This window comes from Selenomonas ruminantium subsp. ruminantium ATCC 12561, from assembly GCF_000424065.1.
GTDB lineage: Bacteria > Bacillota > Negativicutes > Selenomonadales > Selenomonadaceae > Selenomonas_A > Selenomonas_A ruminantium.
In genome coordinates, this window is record NZ_AUJE01000031.1 from 1 (window position 1) to 18,589 (window position 18,589).

Sequence of the window (18,589 nt, forward strand, 5' to 3'; positions counted from 1 at the left end):
CGAATTTTGTACTTCCGACAAATATCCAGCTGACCAGCCTTACCGTTTAAGTATTCTAGAACGGCCATTGTCTTGGTTTCTGGTGAATAAACTCTGTTACCGTTGTCCGTATAAAATCCGTCAACACCTTCTGCCTCGTAACGCTTAATCCACATTTGTACTGAGGATAATCTTACTCCTGTAGCTTTGCTAATATCACCTTGAGTAATTTCTCCGCGCAGATAAGCTCTTACATATTCTATTTTTTCTTCTATTGCTATTTTCTGGTGTTTGGGCATAGAAAACTCCCCCTATGATGACAGTTATATTTTTTACTGTCTCTCATAAGGGGAGCATATCAGTATGCAGATTTGTTTGTATACAGCCTTTTATTAGTGCTTTATTAGTACTTTATTAACGTTATATTAGTGCTTTAGTCCCAATTCTTGCTTGCATGTTCATTGATGAATTGTTATAATTGTAAGTAATATTTAGAGAAAATTTCACTTACATCAAGGAGCAGCTTATGACTCAGTCCGCTGCAGTCATCCCTAGCAATTTTAATCCTACCGTATATGAAGCACTAGAATCAGCAGATAATGTTATCTTTTTCCAATGGGATTTGACTGCCGATACGTTCAAGCTCCGCGACACCAGCAGCAAGCATCGTTATGCTCTGCCCAATCAGTTCAATCATGCATCTACCCAATTAACGCTGGGCGGCTTGGTTCATCCTGATGATGCCGGTATGCTTGAACAATATTTACACCGTATTTATCATGAACGCCGCATTCGGCGGAAACAATATAATATATCCGCCCGTCTGCGCAGCAACAAGCGCCCGCTGTGGCTCTGGTCAGAGGTTCATTTAGTAACTTACTATCAGGGCAGGCATCCCATGATGGCCTTTGGCAACATCCGCAATATTCAGGCCGAAAAACTTTGGCAGGAACGCATCAGCCGCCGGGCCAACACCGATGATTTAACAGGACTCCTCAGCAAGGGAACGGCACAGCTCCGCATACGCGCGGCGCTGCGTAAAATGGTTCCCGAGACCGGTTCTGCCAGTCTGTTGATTATCGATGCCGACGAGTTCAAAACCATTAACGATACCTTCGGTCATCTCTTTGGCGACAAGGTGCTCCGCGAAATTGCTCAGGCCATCAACAAAAACTTTCGCCAAAACGATATCAAAGGGCGCATTGGCGGCGATGAGTTTATCGTTCTCCTGCCCGGCATGAGCAACGCTGATGTTCTCAAAAGGCATTGTTCAGCTCTCTGCCGCAGACTTTCCCTCGTCCTTCATAAAGATGGCAAACACCATGCTTTTTCCATCAGCATTGGTGCCGCCCAATATCCCGCCCACGGACAAAGCTATGAAGAGTTGTTCGCCCGGGCAGACGAAGCACTTTATGAATCCAAACGCCGCGGTAAAGGACGTTATGTGCTCTATCAGCCGGATATGTCCGAAACGTCTGACAGCAATGACAGCCCGCTTCCAGACAGTCGTCCCATACAGACGGAAAGCATTACTGAATTGCAAGCTCGCATTCAGCAAATGCAAACGACCATCACCTATTTGGAAAAAATGATGTGTACGCTGTTGGAAGCAAAAAAATAATGTTCTACACAATAAAACGCCCTGGTTGGACTTTGGGGAAAAATCCAACCAGGGCTTAATTTATTATGCGAACTGGGGAAGCTCGCGAAGGGCATTGACGAATGGGGATTGGGAATCGGTCAATGCCGCTCAAACACTACTCGTTTATTATATGACATATAAGCAATGATTATACTGTAATATTTTACAAGAAATATAGTATACGACTGTATAAATTTACAAGTCAGAACATTTCACATAATCTGCCGGGTTATGCGCAATGCCTGACAGGCCACATAGAAGCGCACCCGCACATCTGCCTGATTCAATTCTACGCCCAAAATGCTTTCGATTTTTTTCAAGCGATTCCGCAGGGTATTGGCATGGATAAAGAGTTTTTCTGCAGCCAGCGACAAAGACTCATTTTCCTGAAAATAGATTTCCAGCGTGCGAAGCAAATCCGTATCATTATGACTGTCATAGGCAATCAGCGCCTCCAGTGTCTCCTGCGCAAAATCGTCCAACTCCTCTGTACGGATATGCGACAAGAGTTTCAACACGCCCAAATCCTCATAACAGGTTATGCCATTTTCCGGCTGACGAAAACGCCCCAGACTTAAGGCCTGTCTGGCTTCCTGAAAGCTGCGGCAGATTTCGGACACCGAATAATGCAGCCGGCCAATACCTATAGAAAAGGGCAGAATCGTGGGAAAGTCCTCCTTAACCTTAGCCATGGCATCGGCCATGATGGCAGCCAGTTCCCCTTGACTGCGTGCCGGCTCCCGGTCATCTTCAAAGAGAATGATTAACTGCATATTCAGCAGCATCAATATCGGCTGTACAAAGCGGGCCGACAGCACCCGCATCCATTCCCGGTCCAGTTCAGCCAAAAGCTGGGCATGCTTATCCACATCAATGTGCTGGTCAAATTCCACCACCACCACATGATGTGGTTTCTCCAGCCGCATATTCCAAAACCTGCCCATGCGGATAACTTCCTCGGAGGACGAAAAATTATGATAGAGAATATCATAGAGAAACTGTTCCCGATGTTTCCGCTCGATACTGCGGATTTCCTCCTCATGCCAAAGCAAAAAAGTCAGCTGCATGCTAAGTTCCCGAAACAGGCAGTCTGCCTCCTCCGTCATAGTGTCTGCCGGCCGATCAGCAGCCAGCCACCCCCGCAGCTGCCGCTCTTGTTTCAAAGGGATAATCGTTAAGTTTTCAAAGAACACCAGGTCATTTTTCTGCAGCGCCTGCTGATTCCGGCGCAGCAGGGAATAATCTTCCTCGCGAAAACCTGCGGTTTTCCCCCGCAAATCACCTAAATTGTCCAATACCACGAGTTCCAGTCCTGTGTAGTTGTGAACGACGGCCAGCTTGCCTGCAATGTCTTCAGCCTGCCATAGTTCCACTCGTTCTTTTTCCATCTATCGATCCTCCCGCCAAAAACATACAGGCTGCCGCGCCTTGATGAACTTCAAGGACGGCTGCGTATAGCGCACCAAGGGATAATCCTGCCAATCCCCCCCGGTTCCGTCCATTTCGCAAAGCCGCAGGGCCTCCACAGGGCAGGCTTCCACACACCGGGGCTGTCGTCCCGCAGCCAGCCGTTCGCGGCACATATCACACTTGGCTGCCTTCCCTGTAGACGGCAGAATCCTGGGCGCATGAAAAGGACAGGCCCCCACACAGCGTCCACAACCAATACACTTGGCACTATTATGCAAAACCACGCCGTTGCGGCGCTTTTCATAACAGCCGCACGGACACACCCGCATACATTCCGGCGAAGCGCAATGATTGCAGGACATGGATAAAAAGCCCTGTTCCCGTCTGTCCCCCGACCACTCGTCCACATGACGGAAGGCCTGCGGCAAATCCGGGTGCTTGTGATGGCAGGCCTTTTCACAGGCTCTGCACCCTACACAGCGGGACAGGTCCACCTGAAACCCCAACTGCTGCGCTTCCATAAAAAATCCCCCTTGCGATAACACATACTTATAACGTATATGATACCACAAGGGGGCAAAATAAACCGCTAAAATTTTACATACTCCCGCAATTTCTGAAAATCAATATAGGTTTCCACTTGCGGATTCTTCGTTAAATAATCCTGATGTTCTTCTTCGGCCGCCTGAAAATGCCTTAATGGCCCGGAAACTGCACAAAACCTACGGGCAAGTTTGGGATTGCTGTTCGGGTCATTGAGCGTAAGCTCACCGTCTGGTGCCGGTGCCTTGCCGCGGTTGGCGATGAAATTCAGATGCAGCTGTATCTGTGGCTCATCTTCCCCATGCACATAGAATACACCTGCCCTGTACATCTCGCCCCGCGCCTTCCCCTGCCCATCGGGCACATAGGGATTGACCACGGCAAAAAGGATATCCAGCAGTTTAGAAATATCCATCTTTTTGGGGTTGTAGGTCACTTCCACGCCCATATAGGCGTTGCACCTGCCCGCAGCAACATCAGCATAGGTTGTATCCCCGTCCCCATTGATATAGCCTGTGCAAGTTACCACAACGCCCGGCATATGGGCAAAAACCTCCTGCAGTTCATGGAAATTCCCGCCGGAAAAGTAGATTTTCTTGGTATACAAACACTCACCCCTTTTCCTGCTCGGGATGGAAAATATCCACCTGACGATGCGCCGCCCGCTCCACATCAAAGAGTTTCACGAGCTCGGCCACCGCCTGCGTGGGCGAAATCGTGCCGTCGAGCACTGCCTCGCGCACCTCCGGCATTCTCCCCGTAATCACCGGGTCTTCAAAGAACAGATTGTGCAGATGCTCGTCAATCATGCTGTGCATCCAGTCCAAAAGCTGTCCATCCCGGCGCTTATCCCAGATGCCGCTCTTTTGGGTATTCTCCCGAAAGCCCTTGATGACTTCCCAAAGTTCTTTTAAGCCCGTCTTTTCGAGGGCCGAACACATATAGGCATGCGTTGGCCAGCCCGGAGTAGCCGGGCGGATGTATTCGAGCATCCGCTCATACTGGCCCCGCGATACCTTTGCCTTGACCAGATTATCCCCATCGGCCTTGTTGACGACAATGGCATCGGCCAGTTCCATAATCCCCTTCTTGATTCCCTGCAATTCATCCCCGGCGCCAGTGAGCACCACGAGCAGGAAGAAGTCCACCATCGAGCGCACGGTGGTTTCTGACTGGCCCACCCCAACGGTCTCAATGATAATCACATCATAACCTGCCGCCTCGCACATCAGCATGGTTTCGCGGCTCTTGCGGGCAACGCCCCCCAGCGTCCCGCCTGCCGGCGAAGGACGGATAAAGGCCTCCCGCCGCCGTGACAGAGTCCCCATCCGGGTCTTATCCCCCAGTATGGAGCCCTTGGTGACGGAACTGGTCGGGTCAACGGTCAGCACGGCAACCTTATGCCCTGCATCACAGAGCATATTGCCGAAAGCCTCAATCATGGTGCTTTTACCCGCTCCTGGCACACCGGTAATGCCAATGCGCAGGGCGCTCCCCGTATGCGGCAAAAGCCGCTGCAGCACCCTTTGGGCCTTGGCAAAATGGCGAGGGCTGTTGCTTTCAATCAGCGTGATGGCGCGGGAAAGCGTCATCCTGTCCCCCTTCAGCACCCCATCCACATAGTCATCTTCGGACATGATCAGCCGTTTTTTCGGTTTCATCTTCCCGCTTTGCAGTGCAGGATTGATATTCCCCACGGTAGTATCCTTGATGCCTTCAATGCCCCCCATGACCGAACAGGCAAATTTTTCATTTGGTTCCTCTGGCACCCAGCTGGGCTTTGATGTACTGTATCTTTTCTCCATCATTGCCTCCTTCAAAAAGCCCTCCCTCAACATGCAGGGAGGGCTTGTCGGTTATTCTTCGGCCAGTTCCTCCTTCGCCCGGTCAATCAGCAGGGTCAAGAGCTTAATACCGGCCTCCGGGATATTGGTGCCCGGCGCGAAAATCGCCACCGCACCATGCTCATAGAGATTGTCGTAATCCTGTACAGGAATTACGCCGCCAATGCAGACCATGATATCCTCACGGCCCAGCTTTTTGAGTTCCTCCACCAGTTGCGGCAGGAGGGTGTTATGACCGGCAGCCAGCGAGCTGAAGCCGACCATATGCACATCGTTGTCCACGGCATCCTGCGCCGTTTCTTCCGGGGTCTGGAACAGCGGGCCCACATCGACATCCCAGCCCATGTCCGCAAAGGACGAGGCGATAACCTTCTGGCCACGGTCATGGCCGTCCTGGCCCATCTTGGCCACGAAGATACGCGGACGGCGCCCCGTGAGTTCTTCGAACTCGTCAGCCATGGAGCGGGCTTTCTCCAGTTCCGTCTTGTCGGTGAACTCGGAGGAATACACGCCGGAAATGGTATGGATAACCGCCTGATAGCGGCCCGAAACCTTTTCGACGGCATCGGAGATTTCGCCCAGGGATGCGCGTACTCGCGCGGCTTCCACGGCACATTCGAGCAAGTTGCCGTTATCGCGACTGTCAGCCGCCTTGGTAATCGCTTCGAGTGCCCGACGCACATCATCGTCATTGCGTTCACGCCGCAATTTTTCGAGGCGTTCCACCTGTGCATTGCGCACGGCGGTGTTGTCGATGGCGAGGATTTCCAGCGGGTCTTCCTTTTCGAGACGGTACTTGTTCAGGCCCACAATCGTTTCGTTGCCAGAGTCGATTTGTGCCTGACGGCGGGCAGCGGCTTCCTCGATACGCATCTTGGGCAGGCCGGTAGAGATGGCCTTGGCCATGCCGCCCAGAGCTTCGACTTCCTGAATATGCGCCCAGGCACGGCGAATGATTTCGTTGGTAAGCGCTTCCACATAGTAGGAACCGCCCCAGGGGTCGATAATCTTGCAGACCTGCGTCTCGTCCTGAATATAGAGCTGCGTATTACGCGCAATGCGCGCCGAAAAATCCGTCGGCAGAGCGATGGCCTCGTCGAGGGCATTGGTATGCAGAGACTGGGTGTGCCCGAGAGCTGCGCCCATGGCCTCCATCGCCGTACGCGAGATATTGTTGAACGGATCCTGCGCCGTAAGCGACCAACCCGAAGTCTGGCAATGTGTTCTGAGCGCCATGGACTTTGGTTCCTGCGCGCCAAAGGACTTGACGATTTTTGCCCAAAGCACGCGGGCCGCCCGCATCTTGGCCACTTCCATAAAGTAGTTCTTGCCAATCGCCCAGAAGAAAGACAGACGCTTGGCAAAGGCATCCACCGGCAGGCCGGCATTGATACCCGTGCGGATGTATTCCAGGCCATCGGCCAGCGTATAACCCAGTTCGATATCGGCAGGTGCGCCGGCCTCCTGCATGTGATAACCGGAAATCGAAATGCTGTTGAACTTGGGCATGTATTTCGTCGTGTACTCGAAGATATCCCCGATGATGCGCATGGACATTTCCGGCGGATAGATATAGGTGTTACGCACCATAAATTCCTTCAGGATATCGTTCTGAATCGTGCCGGCCAGGATTTTCTTATCCACGCCCTGTTCGACACCGGACTGGATGAAGAAGGCGAGAATCGGCAATACGGCGCCGTTCATGGTCATGGATACGGACATCTGGTCAAGGGGAATCCCCGAGAACAGGATGTTCATATCGAGCATGGAGCAGACCGACACACCGGCCTTACCTACATCACCGACTACGCGGGGATTATCCGCATCATAGCCGCGATGCGTCGGCAGGTCAAAGGCGATGGACAAGCCCTTCTGACCAGCGGCCAGATTGCGGCGGTAAAAGGCATTGGATTCCTCAGCCGTGGAAAAGCCTGCATACTGGCGTACCGTCCAGGGACGGAACACATACATGGTCGAATATGGCCCACGCAGGCATGGCGGAATACCGCTGGCAAAGTCCAGATGGTTCATATGGTCGTATTCATCATGGTTGTAGAATGGCTTTACGGGAATATGTTCCATGGTACGGCGGGTAAGGTTATCAAACTCAGCCCCAGCCTGCGCAGAAAAGAGTTTTTCCCACTCTTTGGCATCTGCTCCCGTCGGTTCCCGCAGGCTCATCTTGGTAAAGTCAGGATTTTGGTAGCTCATTATGCAATCATCCCTTTCTTCTGCTGCAGGAGCTGCAGGATTTTATAACAGTTGGCTTTAACGGAAATATATTCGTCAATACCAGCTTCGTTGTAAGTTTCGAGCAAATCCTTCGGTGCGGCACCGGCCAAGAACACTGTCGCTTCAGGCAGTACCTCATGGAGTTTGGGCGCCAGCTGCGGCACGATTTCGGGATAGGTCGCATCGGTCGAACAGATAACCACGGCATCAGCCCCGGATTCTTTCGCTGCCTGGGCAGCTTCTTCCACGGTTGGGAAACCGTTATTGCCCAGCACCTCAAAGGCACCGACCTGCAAAAAGCCCGTGGTGAAATCGGCTCTGGCCTTGTGCTGCGGAATCGGCCCCATATTGGCGAGGAAAATCTTCACATTATCGTTATGCTCAGCCTTGTAAGCCTCCGTGGTCTTGCGCAGGGCTTCAAAGCGTTCACTCCAGCGGTGCGGGTCAATAGCCGTAACCGTTTCGCTTTCCTTGCCGGCCAAAGCAGCAGCGATTTCGACCGTCGTGGCACCGGCCTGTGCCGCTTCGACAGCCAGGCTGACCAGGCAGCCCTCACCATTCTGCAAGGCTTTGATTTTTTCGGCCTTGAAGGCTTCGTCGATATCGGCCAGATAGGCTTCGACCTGTGCCGTACGCTGTTTCTTGTTCTCCTCCACATCTTCGGGACGCGGGTCGAGCAATTTTTCCGTCATATTCGGGTACATATTGTTGCCCACGATACGGTCCTTGCGGGTTTCCGCAGCCTTGAAGCGGGCGGCAAGAATAGTTGCAATCTCACTCTGCGGATAACCTTCCTGCAAAGCCTTCAGCATCCCGCCCTTGCCCTCGATTACCTGGAACTCGGCCCAGACTTTTTCCTTCATCTGCTTCGTGAGCGTTTCCACGGCCCAGGAGCCGCCGGCCGGGTCAATCGGCTGCAAGAGGCCGAATTCTTCCTGCAGGATAATCTGCACGTTACGCGCAATGCGGCGGGAGAATTCATCACCCTTGCGAATGGGCTCATCAAAGGGCGAGCTTTCAAAAGAATCCACGCCGCCCACGACACCGGAGAAAATCTCCGTGGTATTGCGGAGCATATTCACATAGGGGTCATAGACCGTCTTGAAGAACAATGCGGGACGCGCATGGATATGCATGCGCTGCGCGTCCTTACTGCCACCGAAAGCTTCGACAATCTGTGCCCAAAGCGGACGCAGGGCACGCAGTTTGGCAATCTGTAGGAAGAAGTTTGCCCCCATGGAGAAACCGAACATTATCTGCCCGGCCGCTTCGTCTATGGTCAAGCCGCGTTCGAGCAAAGCCCGCAGATAAGCTACTGCTGTGGCCAGCGTATAAGCCGACTCCTGCACATCATTGGCCCCGCCACGGCTGTACACATCACTGCGCACAAAGACCGTTTTTAGTCCCGGTGCATGTTTCACTGCCCACTTGGCGCACTTGGCCATATCGCAGTAAAGGCTTTCGAGGTCCTTGCTGTTTTTGCCCTTCGCCGTAAGTTCCCCCAACGGGTCAGCACCGACAATGCCGCGGATTTTCGTCAAATCCTGCCCGGAGGCTTTCAGTGCCCCGGCAAAGAGCGACAACATCGGCAGTGCCGATTCTCCGGCATAGAGATAGACAGGATATTTATCGAGTTTCAAGCCACTCAGCAGGGTGTGCATATCGTCCAGGGTCGTCACCGACACGCCCTCATCTCCGGGTGCAGCGGCCTTGCGCACATCTTCGGACTTTAAGCTCGCGCTGTCCAGTTTGATATGATAGATGGTCGAGCCCTTCTCCTGCTCATGGCGCAGAAGCTCGTTATTTTCCTCCGGCAGGGTTTCATCACAAACCTGCGCAATGCCCCAGGGCTTGCCCACATACCCGCTGGGCTGGGCACCGCGCAAATAGTCCCCCATTCCTGGGAAGGACTCTTTGGGCAGAATGTCCTCCGTGTCCTTGCGGAAGTACATGGGGTCAAAGGTGATGCCCTCATAGGTCTTGGTATACATCTTCTTGTCAAAGGGCGCCCCTTTGAGCAGGGTGATACAGGCCTCTTTCCACTCCTCATAAGTCGGTGGAGTGAACTCATCAAGTGGCACATCAGGAAAGTCCGTCTGCTGCTCGGCCTTTTTCAAGATGGCCTGTAAATCCAGCTCGCTAGTTTCTTTACTCATAGCACAGCCTCCTCTTGTCTTGTGAAAACCCGCACACCAAAAAAAGGCAATCCATCTGCGAAATACAGATAGATTGCCCTCTACTTGCGCACAAAGTCCCCACGCTTAGATTCAATCCCCTACCCATCGCTCGCAGGCACGACACGAAATTTCGCATCACGGTGATGTCAGAACAGGCAGTTCTCCTGGCTCGGTTTCATCATCCTGCATCGCCTTCCCAAGGTACGCATTTCTACCCCAGTGACATATTGTGCAGGACTCCATCTTACAGTGGCGGGACCGCTCCGGCTTATACCGGATTCCCTATTAAGTCCATAGGACACCTATTCCCAATATATTAAAATCTAATGTTAATATTAATGCTAATTATGCAATTTGTCAAGAAACTCTGTCACTTTCTGCAAAGGAAATTATTTTTTTCACAAGCAGGAAATACGCCGTTCCGGCACGAATAAAAATCAACAATAACGGGAGTGCATTTATGCCCTTTTATTGTTGCCTTTAAGCATTTGAAAAAAATTTTGTCTGATACGCAAAGAGGTGAGATTTTGAAAAAATTCATCAATGGAGCGGAAAATTTGGAAACAGAAACCGCACGCGGTATGGCTTTGGCTAAACCAAACATTCTCCGACAATTGCCGGGCTGCAATGTCATGGTCAGACAGAATAAAAAAACAGACAGAGTAGCTCTGGTATTTGGCTGTGGGAGCGGCCATGAGCCCGCTCCCAATGGCTATGTGGGATATGGAATGCTCGATGCCGGCATTCCTGGAAAACTTTTTTCCTCCCCTACGCCGGACATGATTCTTAAAGCAATCAAGGAAGTCAATAACGAGGCAGGCGTGCTCTGCATGATTGTCAATTATACCGGTGACGTACTGAATTTTCGCATGGCTATCGAAATGGCCCAAATGGAAGGCATTGCTGTGGAATCCGTCATCATCGCCGATGATGTTGCTACCCAAAAGACAAAATCTGTAGGACGCCGCGGCCTGGCAGGTGTAATGCTGGTCATGAAAGTTGCCGGCGCTGAAGCCGAAATGGGTTCCGACCTCTATCGAGTCAAAGAAGTTGCCGAATGGGCAGCCTCAGGCCTTAGAACCATCGGCGTGGCCTGCCGTCCCTGCATTATTCCTACAGATGGTGAACCAAGTTTCGAACTTGGAGAAACGGAAATGGAAATCGGCATGGGCCTGCATGGCGAACCAGGCGTACTGCGCTGCAACATGATGAGCGCTAAAGAGACCGTCGCACAAATGCTGGAACTTATCCTTTTGGACTGCAATTATGAAAACAGCGAAGTGGTCGTTCTCATCAACGGTCTGGGCGGCACACCTCCCATGGAACTTTATGTGGTCAATGAATGCGTACACGACTATTTGTCTGCGCAGGGCATAAAAATTTATGACACCATGATTGGCAATTTCATGACTTCTTTGGAAATGGGTGGTTTTTCCATTAGTCTCATGCGTCTGGACCCGCATCTAAAAGCTCTTTATGATGCAACGGCAGTAACATCCATCATCAGGCGTTGAGGGAGGATTGCTATATGACCGGAAAAAATTTTCTGCTTGCAGCCTTAGAGGCCATAAGCCATAATATCATCGAGCATGAAGAAGAGTTGAATCATCTGGATAATGCCATCGGTGATGGTGACCACGGCACCAATATGGCGCGTTTTTCCCGCATCATATTAACAGACCTGCCTGAACTATCCGAAAGCAATGATGACCTGGGCAAAATCCTGCATCATGTCGGCATGCGCTGCATCACCGAAATCGGTGGCTCCGCCGGCCCGCTGTTTGGCAAATTTTATCTGCAGGCCGGCCAGAGCAACACAAACAACACCACCATGGAATCCGCTAATTGGGTATTAGCCTTTGAAGAAGGAACGTTGGGTGTTGCCCAGATAGGCCGCAGCACCGAAGGTGAAAAAACTATGCTGGATGCGCTCTTTCCCGCCAGCAGAGCAATGCAGGAAGCCTTAGAAGAAGGATTGAGCCTGTCCGCAATTTTCCAAGCCGGATCAGAAGCAGCCAAGACGGGTGTGGAATTTACCAAAACCATTTCGGCCAGCAAGGGGCGAGCCGCCTATATCGGCCAGCGCAGTATTGGCCATCAGGATCCTGGCGCCACTACCGTTCTGCTGATGCTGCAGGCTCTGCACAAAACAGCCATAGAAATGAATGTCGAATAAAATATTCCGCCATAAGGGCTGACCGTTTATATGGTTCAGTCCTTATTTCACTGCTATAATAAGAATAAATCAATTGAGGAGTTTTTAAACAATGAACAAAATCTTATTCGTATGCCACGGCAATATCTGCAGGTCAACAATGGCCGAATTTGTGATGAAGGAACTTGTACGCCAAGCGGGAAAGGAACAGGAATTCTTCATCGATTCCAAAGCCTGCCGCACCGATGAAATCGGCAATGACACCCATAAAGGCACCAAATCAGCCCTGCAGGCTCACGGTATTCCCTTTACCAAACGAAAAGCCCGCCAGATTCAGCGGGCTGATTATGATGCTTTTGACTATATCATCGCCATGGATGAGGAAAATATGCGCGATTTGCACCGCCTGACCGGCGGTGACCCACAGGGCAAATGCCATCTGCTCCTGACCTTTGCCGGCGAAGAACGGGAAGTTGCTGACCCTTGGTATACAGGCAACTTTGAAGTCACCTATCGAGATGTCGACAAAGGCTGCCACGCACTGCTGAAGCAGCTTACAAGCGGCGGGCCGCAATGACCTCTCTCATCTTCTGCAGATTGGTATGGTACTGCTCTGGCATTTTCATAGCCAGACAGGTATAAAGGATATCGCCAATAGCCATATGCACCAGCCGTGAGGCAGCCGCTTCCGAACGGTAATGGACCTCCCGGCCCATGCCCACCAGAGCTATGTCCGCACTGCGGGCCAGCTCAGATTGCGCATAGCTGGTTATAGCAATGATTTTCACCCCATTTTGGCGAGCTATGCGCAAGGATTCCAAAATATCCTTATTAGCACCCGTATGGGATACGGCAATCACCACATCGCGGGCATCCAGCAACGCGGCTGAAGTCACCTGCATATGCACATCATTGAAAGCTTGTACTGCCATGCCAAAACGCAAAAGGCGCGTTTCCATGTCCTGACAGACCGTTGCTGAATTACCAAAACCATAGATGGCCACCCGGCGGGCTGACTGTAAAAGATCCACCGCTGCTGCAATCAGGGAAAAATCCAAAATCTTCAATGTATCTTGCAGACCGTCTGTGATATTACGGAAAATCTTCCCCGCCACAGCTGCCTCATCATCCGTCTTGTGAATATCCTGATAGGACTGTTCACCAGCCGCCGATAGTTCCGTGGCCAATGCAATCTTCAATCCCTGCAGACCGCTGAATCCCAACTTCTTACAAAAGCGGGAAATCGTAATTTCCGAGTTGGCGGTGTTTTTGGCAATTTCCGCCACTGTCTGCCCCATAATCTCATCCTTATGGCCGGTTATGTAATCGGCTATTTTTTTTTCCGATTTTGTCAAATCCTCATAAGCACTGCGTAAAATCGGTAAAACCTGATCCTTCATATTGGTTCCTCTTTTCTAACATCCTTCAGGGATATTATACATGATTTTTCCCTATGTAAAAAGCCTTCCCAATGAAACGGAAGGCTTTTTGTATAATGTCAGATTATCGCTTCGAGAACCAGAACCCCGGCCAGCCCCATCACGGAGATGATTGTCTCCAGCACGCACCAGGTACGCACGGTCTGCTTGACCGTCAAGCCGAAGAATTCCTTAAAGAGCCAAAACCCTGGATCATTCGGGGGACTGAAAATCAGGCTGCCAGCACCTGTAGCCAGCACCATAAGTTCGGGATTCACACCGGTCACGGCCACCACCGGTGCGGCGATGCCCCCTGCAGTCAGGGCAGCTACCGTTGCACTGCCGCAAGCCGTACGAATTACTGCTGCCACCGTCCACGCCAGCAACAGGGGAGATAACTGCGACTTGGCGGCAATCTCACCGATATAATTGCCTACGCCACTGTCGATAAGAATCTGTTTCAGCGCACCACCGCCGCCCACAATCAGAAGAATCATGGCAATGGTCAATACAGCACTTTCACATATTTTCATGATTTCAGGAATAGACTTACCCTGCCGCAGGCCAAAGGTGTAAATAGCTGCAGCCACAGCAATGGTCAGCGCCATATCCGGCGTGCCTAAAAATGTCAGCCACTGATAGAACGACGAAGCGGGAGCCAATGTCAACTTGGCAATAGCCGAAGCTGCCATCAAGACCACGGGAACCATAGCTGTAAACACCGAAATGCCAAAGCCCGGCATTTCATTATCAGCAAACACTTTGCTGCTCTGCATGCCCTCAGGCACTTCCGGCTGAATATGCTTCGTGGTATTGGCAAAGACTGGGCCGGCCACGATGGCCGTAGGGATGGCAATGATGGCACCATAGAGTAGTGTCAAGCCAATGTCGGCATTGTAAATGATGGAAATGGCCGTAGGACCGGGATGCGGGGGTAAAAAGCCGTGGGTTACGGACAAAGCTGCTGCCATCGGAATGCCCACTTCCAGCAAGGGAATTTTCGCTGCCGTGGCAATGGTAAAGACCAGAGGAATCAGCAATACAAAGCCGATTTCATAGAACAACGCTATACCGACGATAAAGCCGGTCAAGGCCACAGCCCATTTGACCCAGCGGCGGCCAAACACATCAATCAGCGTGGTGGCAATGCGCTGGGCACCGCCGCTTTCTGCCATGAGCTTTCCCAGCATGGCGCCAAAGGACACGACGATAGCCAGGCCGCCCAGGGTTCCTCCCAGACCTTTTTCAATCACAGGGATAATCTGGCCTTCGGGCAGCCCTTCGGCATACCCGACCAAACCAGCGACCAGCAGCAAGGCCAAAAAGCTGTTAAGCCTTACCTTCACAATCAGGAAAAACAAAAAGAGAATACCAACTGCCAAAATGATAAGCGGCATAATCATAGACCTCCCTTGTCAAAGGTAAATGCGAATTTTAGAAATTTTTCTGCCATTCATGGTGGAACGAGCCTTCTTTATCGATACGCTTAAAGGTGTGTGCTCCAAAATAATCCCGCTGTGCCTGAATCAGATTAGCCCCTAACGGCGTACCACGCAGGGCATCAATATATTCCACCGCACAAGCCAGTGCCGGCACCGGAATCCCCAGCTGCACAGCACTGGCCACCGTCCGGCGCAGAGCCGCGAGGTTTTCATTAACCTTGCCTGCGAAGAACGCATCCTGCAACAGATTATCCAGCTGCGGAGTCGCGGTAAAGGCTGCGGTAATCCGATTCAGGAAGTCTGCCTGAATGATGCAGCCTGCCCGGAAAATTGCGGCAATCTGCCCCAGATCCAGTTGCCAGCCATAATGCACATCTGCGGAACGGTAAAGCGCAAAACCTTGCGCATAAGCAGCAATCTTGCCCAGGTACAGACTCTGCCGCACCATTTCCACAAAACCAGCATCTGCCTTTGCCTCCGCGCAGGCAGGCTGAATGATTCTTCTCAACGCCTGTCTTTCTGACAGCAGATTCGACATCACCCGGGCATTGCAGGCCGCCGTAATCAGGGAAGTATTCACGCCCTGCCGCAAGGCCTCAATACTGGTCCAGCGCCCCGTGCCCTTCTGTCCGGCGCTGTCCACAATCTTATCCAGCAGCTGCCCGCCTGCCTCGTCATCTTCAGCGAAGATATCTGCCGTAATGCCAATCAGGAAACTCCTGAGTTCTCCCTGATTCCACTGATGAACGATTTCGGCAATTTGCCTGTTGCTATAGCCCCCAGCATATTTCAATAGCAGATAAGCTTCGGCAATCAACTGCATATCTGCATATTCAATGCCGTTATGCACCATCTTCACATAATGCCCAGCGCCATCCGGGCCGATATAACTGCAGCAGGGCTGACCATCTGCCTTAGCCGCTACAGCCTCATAGACCGGCCGTACAAATTCATAAGCTTCCTTATCTCCCCCAGGCATGATACATGGGCCTCTGCGGGCGCCATTTTCCCCGCCGGAAATTCCCACCCCAAAATAATGGATACCGGCCTGTTGGAGCTTTGTCTGCCGCCGCCGAGTATCCCCAAAGTAAGAATTACCTCCATCGAGAATAATATCCCCCGGCTCCAAAAGCGGCGTGAGCTGCTCAATCATGGAATCCACCGGTTCCCCTGCCATAATCAACAGCATAATGCGGCGAGGTTTCTGCAGTGAATCCACAAACTCCTGCAGATTGAAAAAACCATGCATATGCTTATGTGGATGCTCTCGCAACACTTTTTCTGTCAAATCCGGCGTGTAATTGTAACAAGCTACATCAAAACCATGGTCAGCCATGTTGAGGGCCAGGTTACTGCCCATCACGGCCATCCCCACCATGCCGATATCCATTTTCTTCTCCATTATCCTTCCTCCTTATGCCTGCGCCTGTTGGAACGCTGCGATAGCCGCAAGTTCTGGCTGCAATTTCCAATACAACTGGTCATAAATCCGATAAAGTTCCTGATAAACTTTTACGTCGTCCTCATCTGGACGGATAATACGCTTGGGTTTAACCAATTCTTTAGTCGCACCGATACCTGCCAGTTCACGACTGGCAATAAAGCCCAGCACCGCCGCCCCAAAAGCTGCGCCTTCGCTGTTATCGGGTAAAATCAGTTCCTCATTGAGAACATTAGCCAGAATCTGCAGCCAAAGTTCTGACTTAGTGAAACTGCCGCTAACCCGGATATCCTTGATTTCCCCAAAATCCCGCAAGGCCAGCATTACCGCGTTCATGCTATAAGCAATGCCCTCCATACAGGCACGAATCATATGGGAACGGCTGTGATTCAGAGACAGTCCAAAAAACATCCCTCGAAGCTCCGAATTCCAATAAGGCGCGCGTTCTCCGGTAAAGCTCGGCAGCATAATGAGGCCTTCCGCTCCAGCCGCTACATGAGCTGCCTTCATAGTCATGAGATCATAACCATCTACATCGAGATTTTCCAGATGATGCGGCGTATAGTGGCAAACCTTATCCCGCACCCAACGCAGAATCATGCCACCATTATTGATAGCACCACCGGCTACCCACATATCGTCCACGAGATTATAGCACCATGTCCGCATCTTCTTATCCGTCAGCGGTTTTTCCGTCAGCATTCGCAGAGCACCACTAGTGCCGATTGTTGCACTGAGCTGCCCCGGCTGTACGGCCCCAATGCCCACATTGACCAGCACGCCGTCTGTTGCACCAATAACCACTGGCAGGCCTGCAGGCAGCCCCATAGCTTGAGCTGCATCGTCCTGCAATTTCTCCATATGTATCGTGGAAACCACTGGCGGAAGCTGCGCCTTTTTTAGGCCCGCATAGTCAAGTATTTCATCATCCCAATCCATCTTCACTTCGTTGTATAAGCCACTGGTACTGGCCGCCGAGTGATCAATGAGCCATTTGCCTGTCAGCCCATAGAAGAGATAATCCTTCAACGAACCCACATAACGCATCTGATGAAACAAATCCGGATGATTCTTGCGCAGCCAGAGTACTTTAGCAAGCGGATAGGAGGCATGGATTGGACAGCCGGTTTTTTCATAAAAACGGCAGCACAACGCTTCGTCTTTTTTCATCTCCCGCACGATTTCCGCACTGCGGCTGTCTGCCCAGGTCTGCATATCCATCAGCGGCTGATAGTTCGCGTCCAAGCCAGCAAAACTATGCATGACCGTACTCAACGAAATACCTGCCAGCTGACGGCTCTTGTATCTCAAGTCAGCTGCGGCCTTGCCAACTACCTCCTGCACTGCTGAAAAAATCTGCGCCGGATTTTCCTCAGCCCAATTCGGGTGCGGCGTAAGCAACGGATAAAAGGCTTCTGCTGCCGCTACCTTTCTGCCGGTAATATCATAGGCAATAGCACGAACCCCGGTGGTTCCCACATCAATGCCAATCCAAACGGATTCCTGACGATATTGAATATTCACTATCATCACTCCTTATATAAAATGTTATATATCTTTCATTCACAAAGTCATTATAACATGCCCTCCTGTTATTTGCAAGGATAAAAACAATATCATATATTATTTTTGTTATTTTTATATCATTGTAAGATGTAAAAAAGACTGCTTTGTTAGCAGTCTTTCATGACTTATACAATTACAAACGGCTTTGAAACAGTTTTTCCAACGGCTTGATAGCACCATAGAAGGCCAGAATATTCACGGCACCTTCAGCCAAAAGCCCCGGGGCTGAAGCGAGTCCTGCGGCCAGACTGTCATAGAGCACCGCCCCGAAGGCCGTATACCCGGCCGCCATCACCAGGCAGGCCAGCACGAGCGCCAACAGCGTGCGGGGAGATTTTATAAAATCCTCATTTGACATGTCAGATACATGCAGGAAGGTTTCAGCCATGGCCCATTTGATGATGAGGGTCGGCCCTATCCACAGGGGAAATCCTCCCATAAAATCCGCCAGCATGGAACCGGCACAGGCGGCCACCAAGGCTTCCCGCCGCCCTGCCAGACAGACCATCACAAAGATGGCCGCATCGCCCAAATGGGCATAGCCCAAAGGGATGGGAATCTTGGGCACAAACGTCAATAAGAACACCACAGCCGTCATGGCCGCCGTAAGACTAATCTCTCGCGCCGTCCAGCGGCTTTTTTCTACATTCAAAGTATGCATAAAACTCCTCCTTTTGCTCAATATGGACACATTGTAGCACTTTTCCTCACCCAGTTCAATACTAGGTGTAATATTTTTC

16 protein-coding genes and 1 riboswitch are annotated in these 18,589 nt (G+C 51.4%); of the genes, 4 read left to right on the forward strand and 12 right to left on the reverse strand.

The genetic code is table 11. From position 1 onward, the window contains the following. The coding region (locus tag G598_RS0111705; RefSeq protein WP_026767109.1) for a helix-turn-helix domain-containing protein at positions 1-278 on the reverse strand (278 nt) is incomplete at its 3' end. A gap of 227 nt (positions 279-505) precedes the next feature. Here G598_RS0111705 and G598_RS0111710 point away from each other — a divergent pair. After that, positions 506-1,600, forward strand: a complete 1,095-nt coding sequence (locus tag G598_RS0111710) for a GGDEF domain-containing protein (protein ID WP_026767110.1) — start codon at positions 506-508, stop codon at positions 1,598-1,600. Between the two features lie 233 nt (positions 1,601-1,833). On the opposite strand, the gene G598_RS0111715 is transcribed toward G598_RS0111710, so the two are convergent. From G598_RS0111715 to G598_RS0111740, 6 genes are all read right to left on the reverse strand, one after another. Further along, a complete protein-coding gene (locus tag G598_RS0111715) occupies positions 1,834-3,009 on the reverse strand; it encodes a PucR family transcriptional regulator (protein WP_026767111.1) in 1,176 nt (391 codons plus the stop codon). Then, positions 3,010-3,552, reverse strand: a complete 543-nt coding sequence (locus G598_RS0111720; protein WP_026767112.1) for a 4Fe-4S dicluster domain-containing protein — start codon at positions 3,550-3,552, stop codon at positions 3,010-3,012. Between the two features lie 68 nt (positions 3,553-3,620). Continuing rightward, complete coding sequence (locus G598_RS0111725) at positions 3,621-4,181, reverse strand: peptide-methionine (S)-S-oxide reductase (protein WP_026767113.1); 561 nt, start codon at positions 4,179-4,181, stop codon at positions 3,621-3,623. A gap of 4 nt (positions 4,182-4,185) precedes the next feature. Continuing rightward, a complete protein-coding gene (meaB, locus tag G598_RS0111730) occupies positions 4,186-5,379 on the reverse strand; it encodes a methylmalonyl Co-A mutase-associated GTPase MeaB (protein ID WP_026767114.1) in 1,194 nt (397 codons plus the stop codon). A gap of 51 nt (positions 5,380-5,430) precedes the next feature. Continuing rightward, a complete protein-coding gene (scpA, locus tag G598_RS0111735; RefSeq protein WP_037364152.1) occupies positions 5,431-7,629 on the reverse strand; it encodes a methylmalonyl-CoA mutase in 2,199 nt (732 codons plus the stop codon). After that, positions 7,629-9,806: a methylmalonyl-CoA mutase family protein gene (locus tag G598_RS0111740; RefSeq protein WP_026767116.1), complete on the reverse strand. Its 2,178-nt coding sequence runs from the start codon at positions 9,804-9,806 to the stop codon at positions 7,629-7,631. The genes scpA and G598_RS0111740 overlap by 1 nt, the downstream gene beginning before the upstream one ends. 158 nt (positions 9,807-9,964) lie before the next feature. Further along, positions 9,965-10,148: riboswitch (cobalamin riboswitch) on the reverse strand. A gap of 206 nt (positions 10,149-10,354) precedes the next feature. On the opposite strand from G598_RS0111740, the gene G598_RS0111745 reads away from it, so the two are divergent. The 3 genes from G598_RS0111745 (at position 10,355) to G598_RS0111755 (ending at position 12,559) form a co-directional block, all read left to right on the forward strand. Next, positions 10,355-11,341, forward strand: coding sequence for a dihydroxyacetone kinase subunit DhaK (locus tag G598_RS0111745; RefSeq protein ID WP_026767117.1), 987 nt, complete (start codon positions 10,355-10,357; stop codon positions 11,339-11,341). 14 nt (positions 11,342-11,355) lie between these two features. Continuing rightward, positions 11,356-12,003, forward strand: coding sequence for a dihydroxyacetone kinase subunit DhaL (gene dhaL / locus G598_RS0111750; protein WP_026767118.1), 648 nt, complete (start codon positions 11,356-11,358; stop codon positions 12,001-12,003). A 91-nt stretch (positions 12,004-12,094) separates the two neighbouring features. Beyond that, positions 12,095-12,559 (forward strand): low molecular weight protein-tyrosine-phosphatase, encoded by a 465-nt coding sequence (locus G598_RS0111755; RefSeq protein ID WP_026767119.1) that lies wholly within the window; start codon positions 12,095-12,097, stop codon positions 12,557-12,559. On the opposite strand, the gene G598_RS0111760 is transcribed toward G598_RS0111755, so the two are convergent. The 5 genes from G598_RS0111760 to G598_RS0111780 form a co-directional block, all read right to left on the reverse strand. Then, positions 12,537-13,382: a MurR/RpiR family transcriptional regulator gene (locus tag G598_RS0111760; protein WP_026767120.1), complete on the reverse strand. Its 846-nt coding sequence runs from the start codon at positions 13,380-13,382 to the stop codon at positions 12,537-12,539. The two genes, G598_RS0111755 and G598_RS0111760, sit on opposite strands and share 23 nt — an antisense overlap. A 98-nt stretch (positions 13,383-13,480) precedes the next feature. Then, positions 13,481-14,797: a gluconate:H+ symporter gene (locus tag G598_RS0111765; protein WP_026767121.1), complete on the reverse strand. Its 1,317-nt coding sequence runs from the start codon at positions 14,795-14,797 to the stop codon at positions 13,481-13,483. 37 nt (positions 14,798-14,834) lie between these two features. Continuing rightward, positions 14,835-16,244, reverse strand: coding sequence for a decarboxylating NADP(+)-dependent phosphogluconate dehydrogenase (gnd, locus tag G598_RS0111770; RefSeq protein WP_026767122.1), 1,410 nt, complete (start codon positions 16,242-16,244; stop codon positions 14,835-14,837). 12 nt (positions 16,245-16,256) lie between these two features. After that, complete coding sequence (locus G598_RS0111775) at positions 16,257-17,813, reverse strand: gluconokinase (protein WP_037364157.1); 1,557 nt, start codon at positions 17,811-17,813, stop codon at positions 16,257-16,259. A gap of 169 nt (positions 17,814-17,982) precedes the next feature. Beyond that, positions 17,983-18,510 (reverse strand): ECF transporter S component, encoded by a 528-nt coding sequence (locus tag G598_RS0111780; protein WP_026767124.1) that lies wholly within the window; start codon positions 18,508-18,510, stop codon positions 17,983-17,985. Between the last annotated feature and the right edge of the window lie 79 nt (positions 18,511-18,589).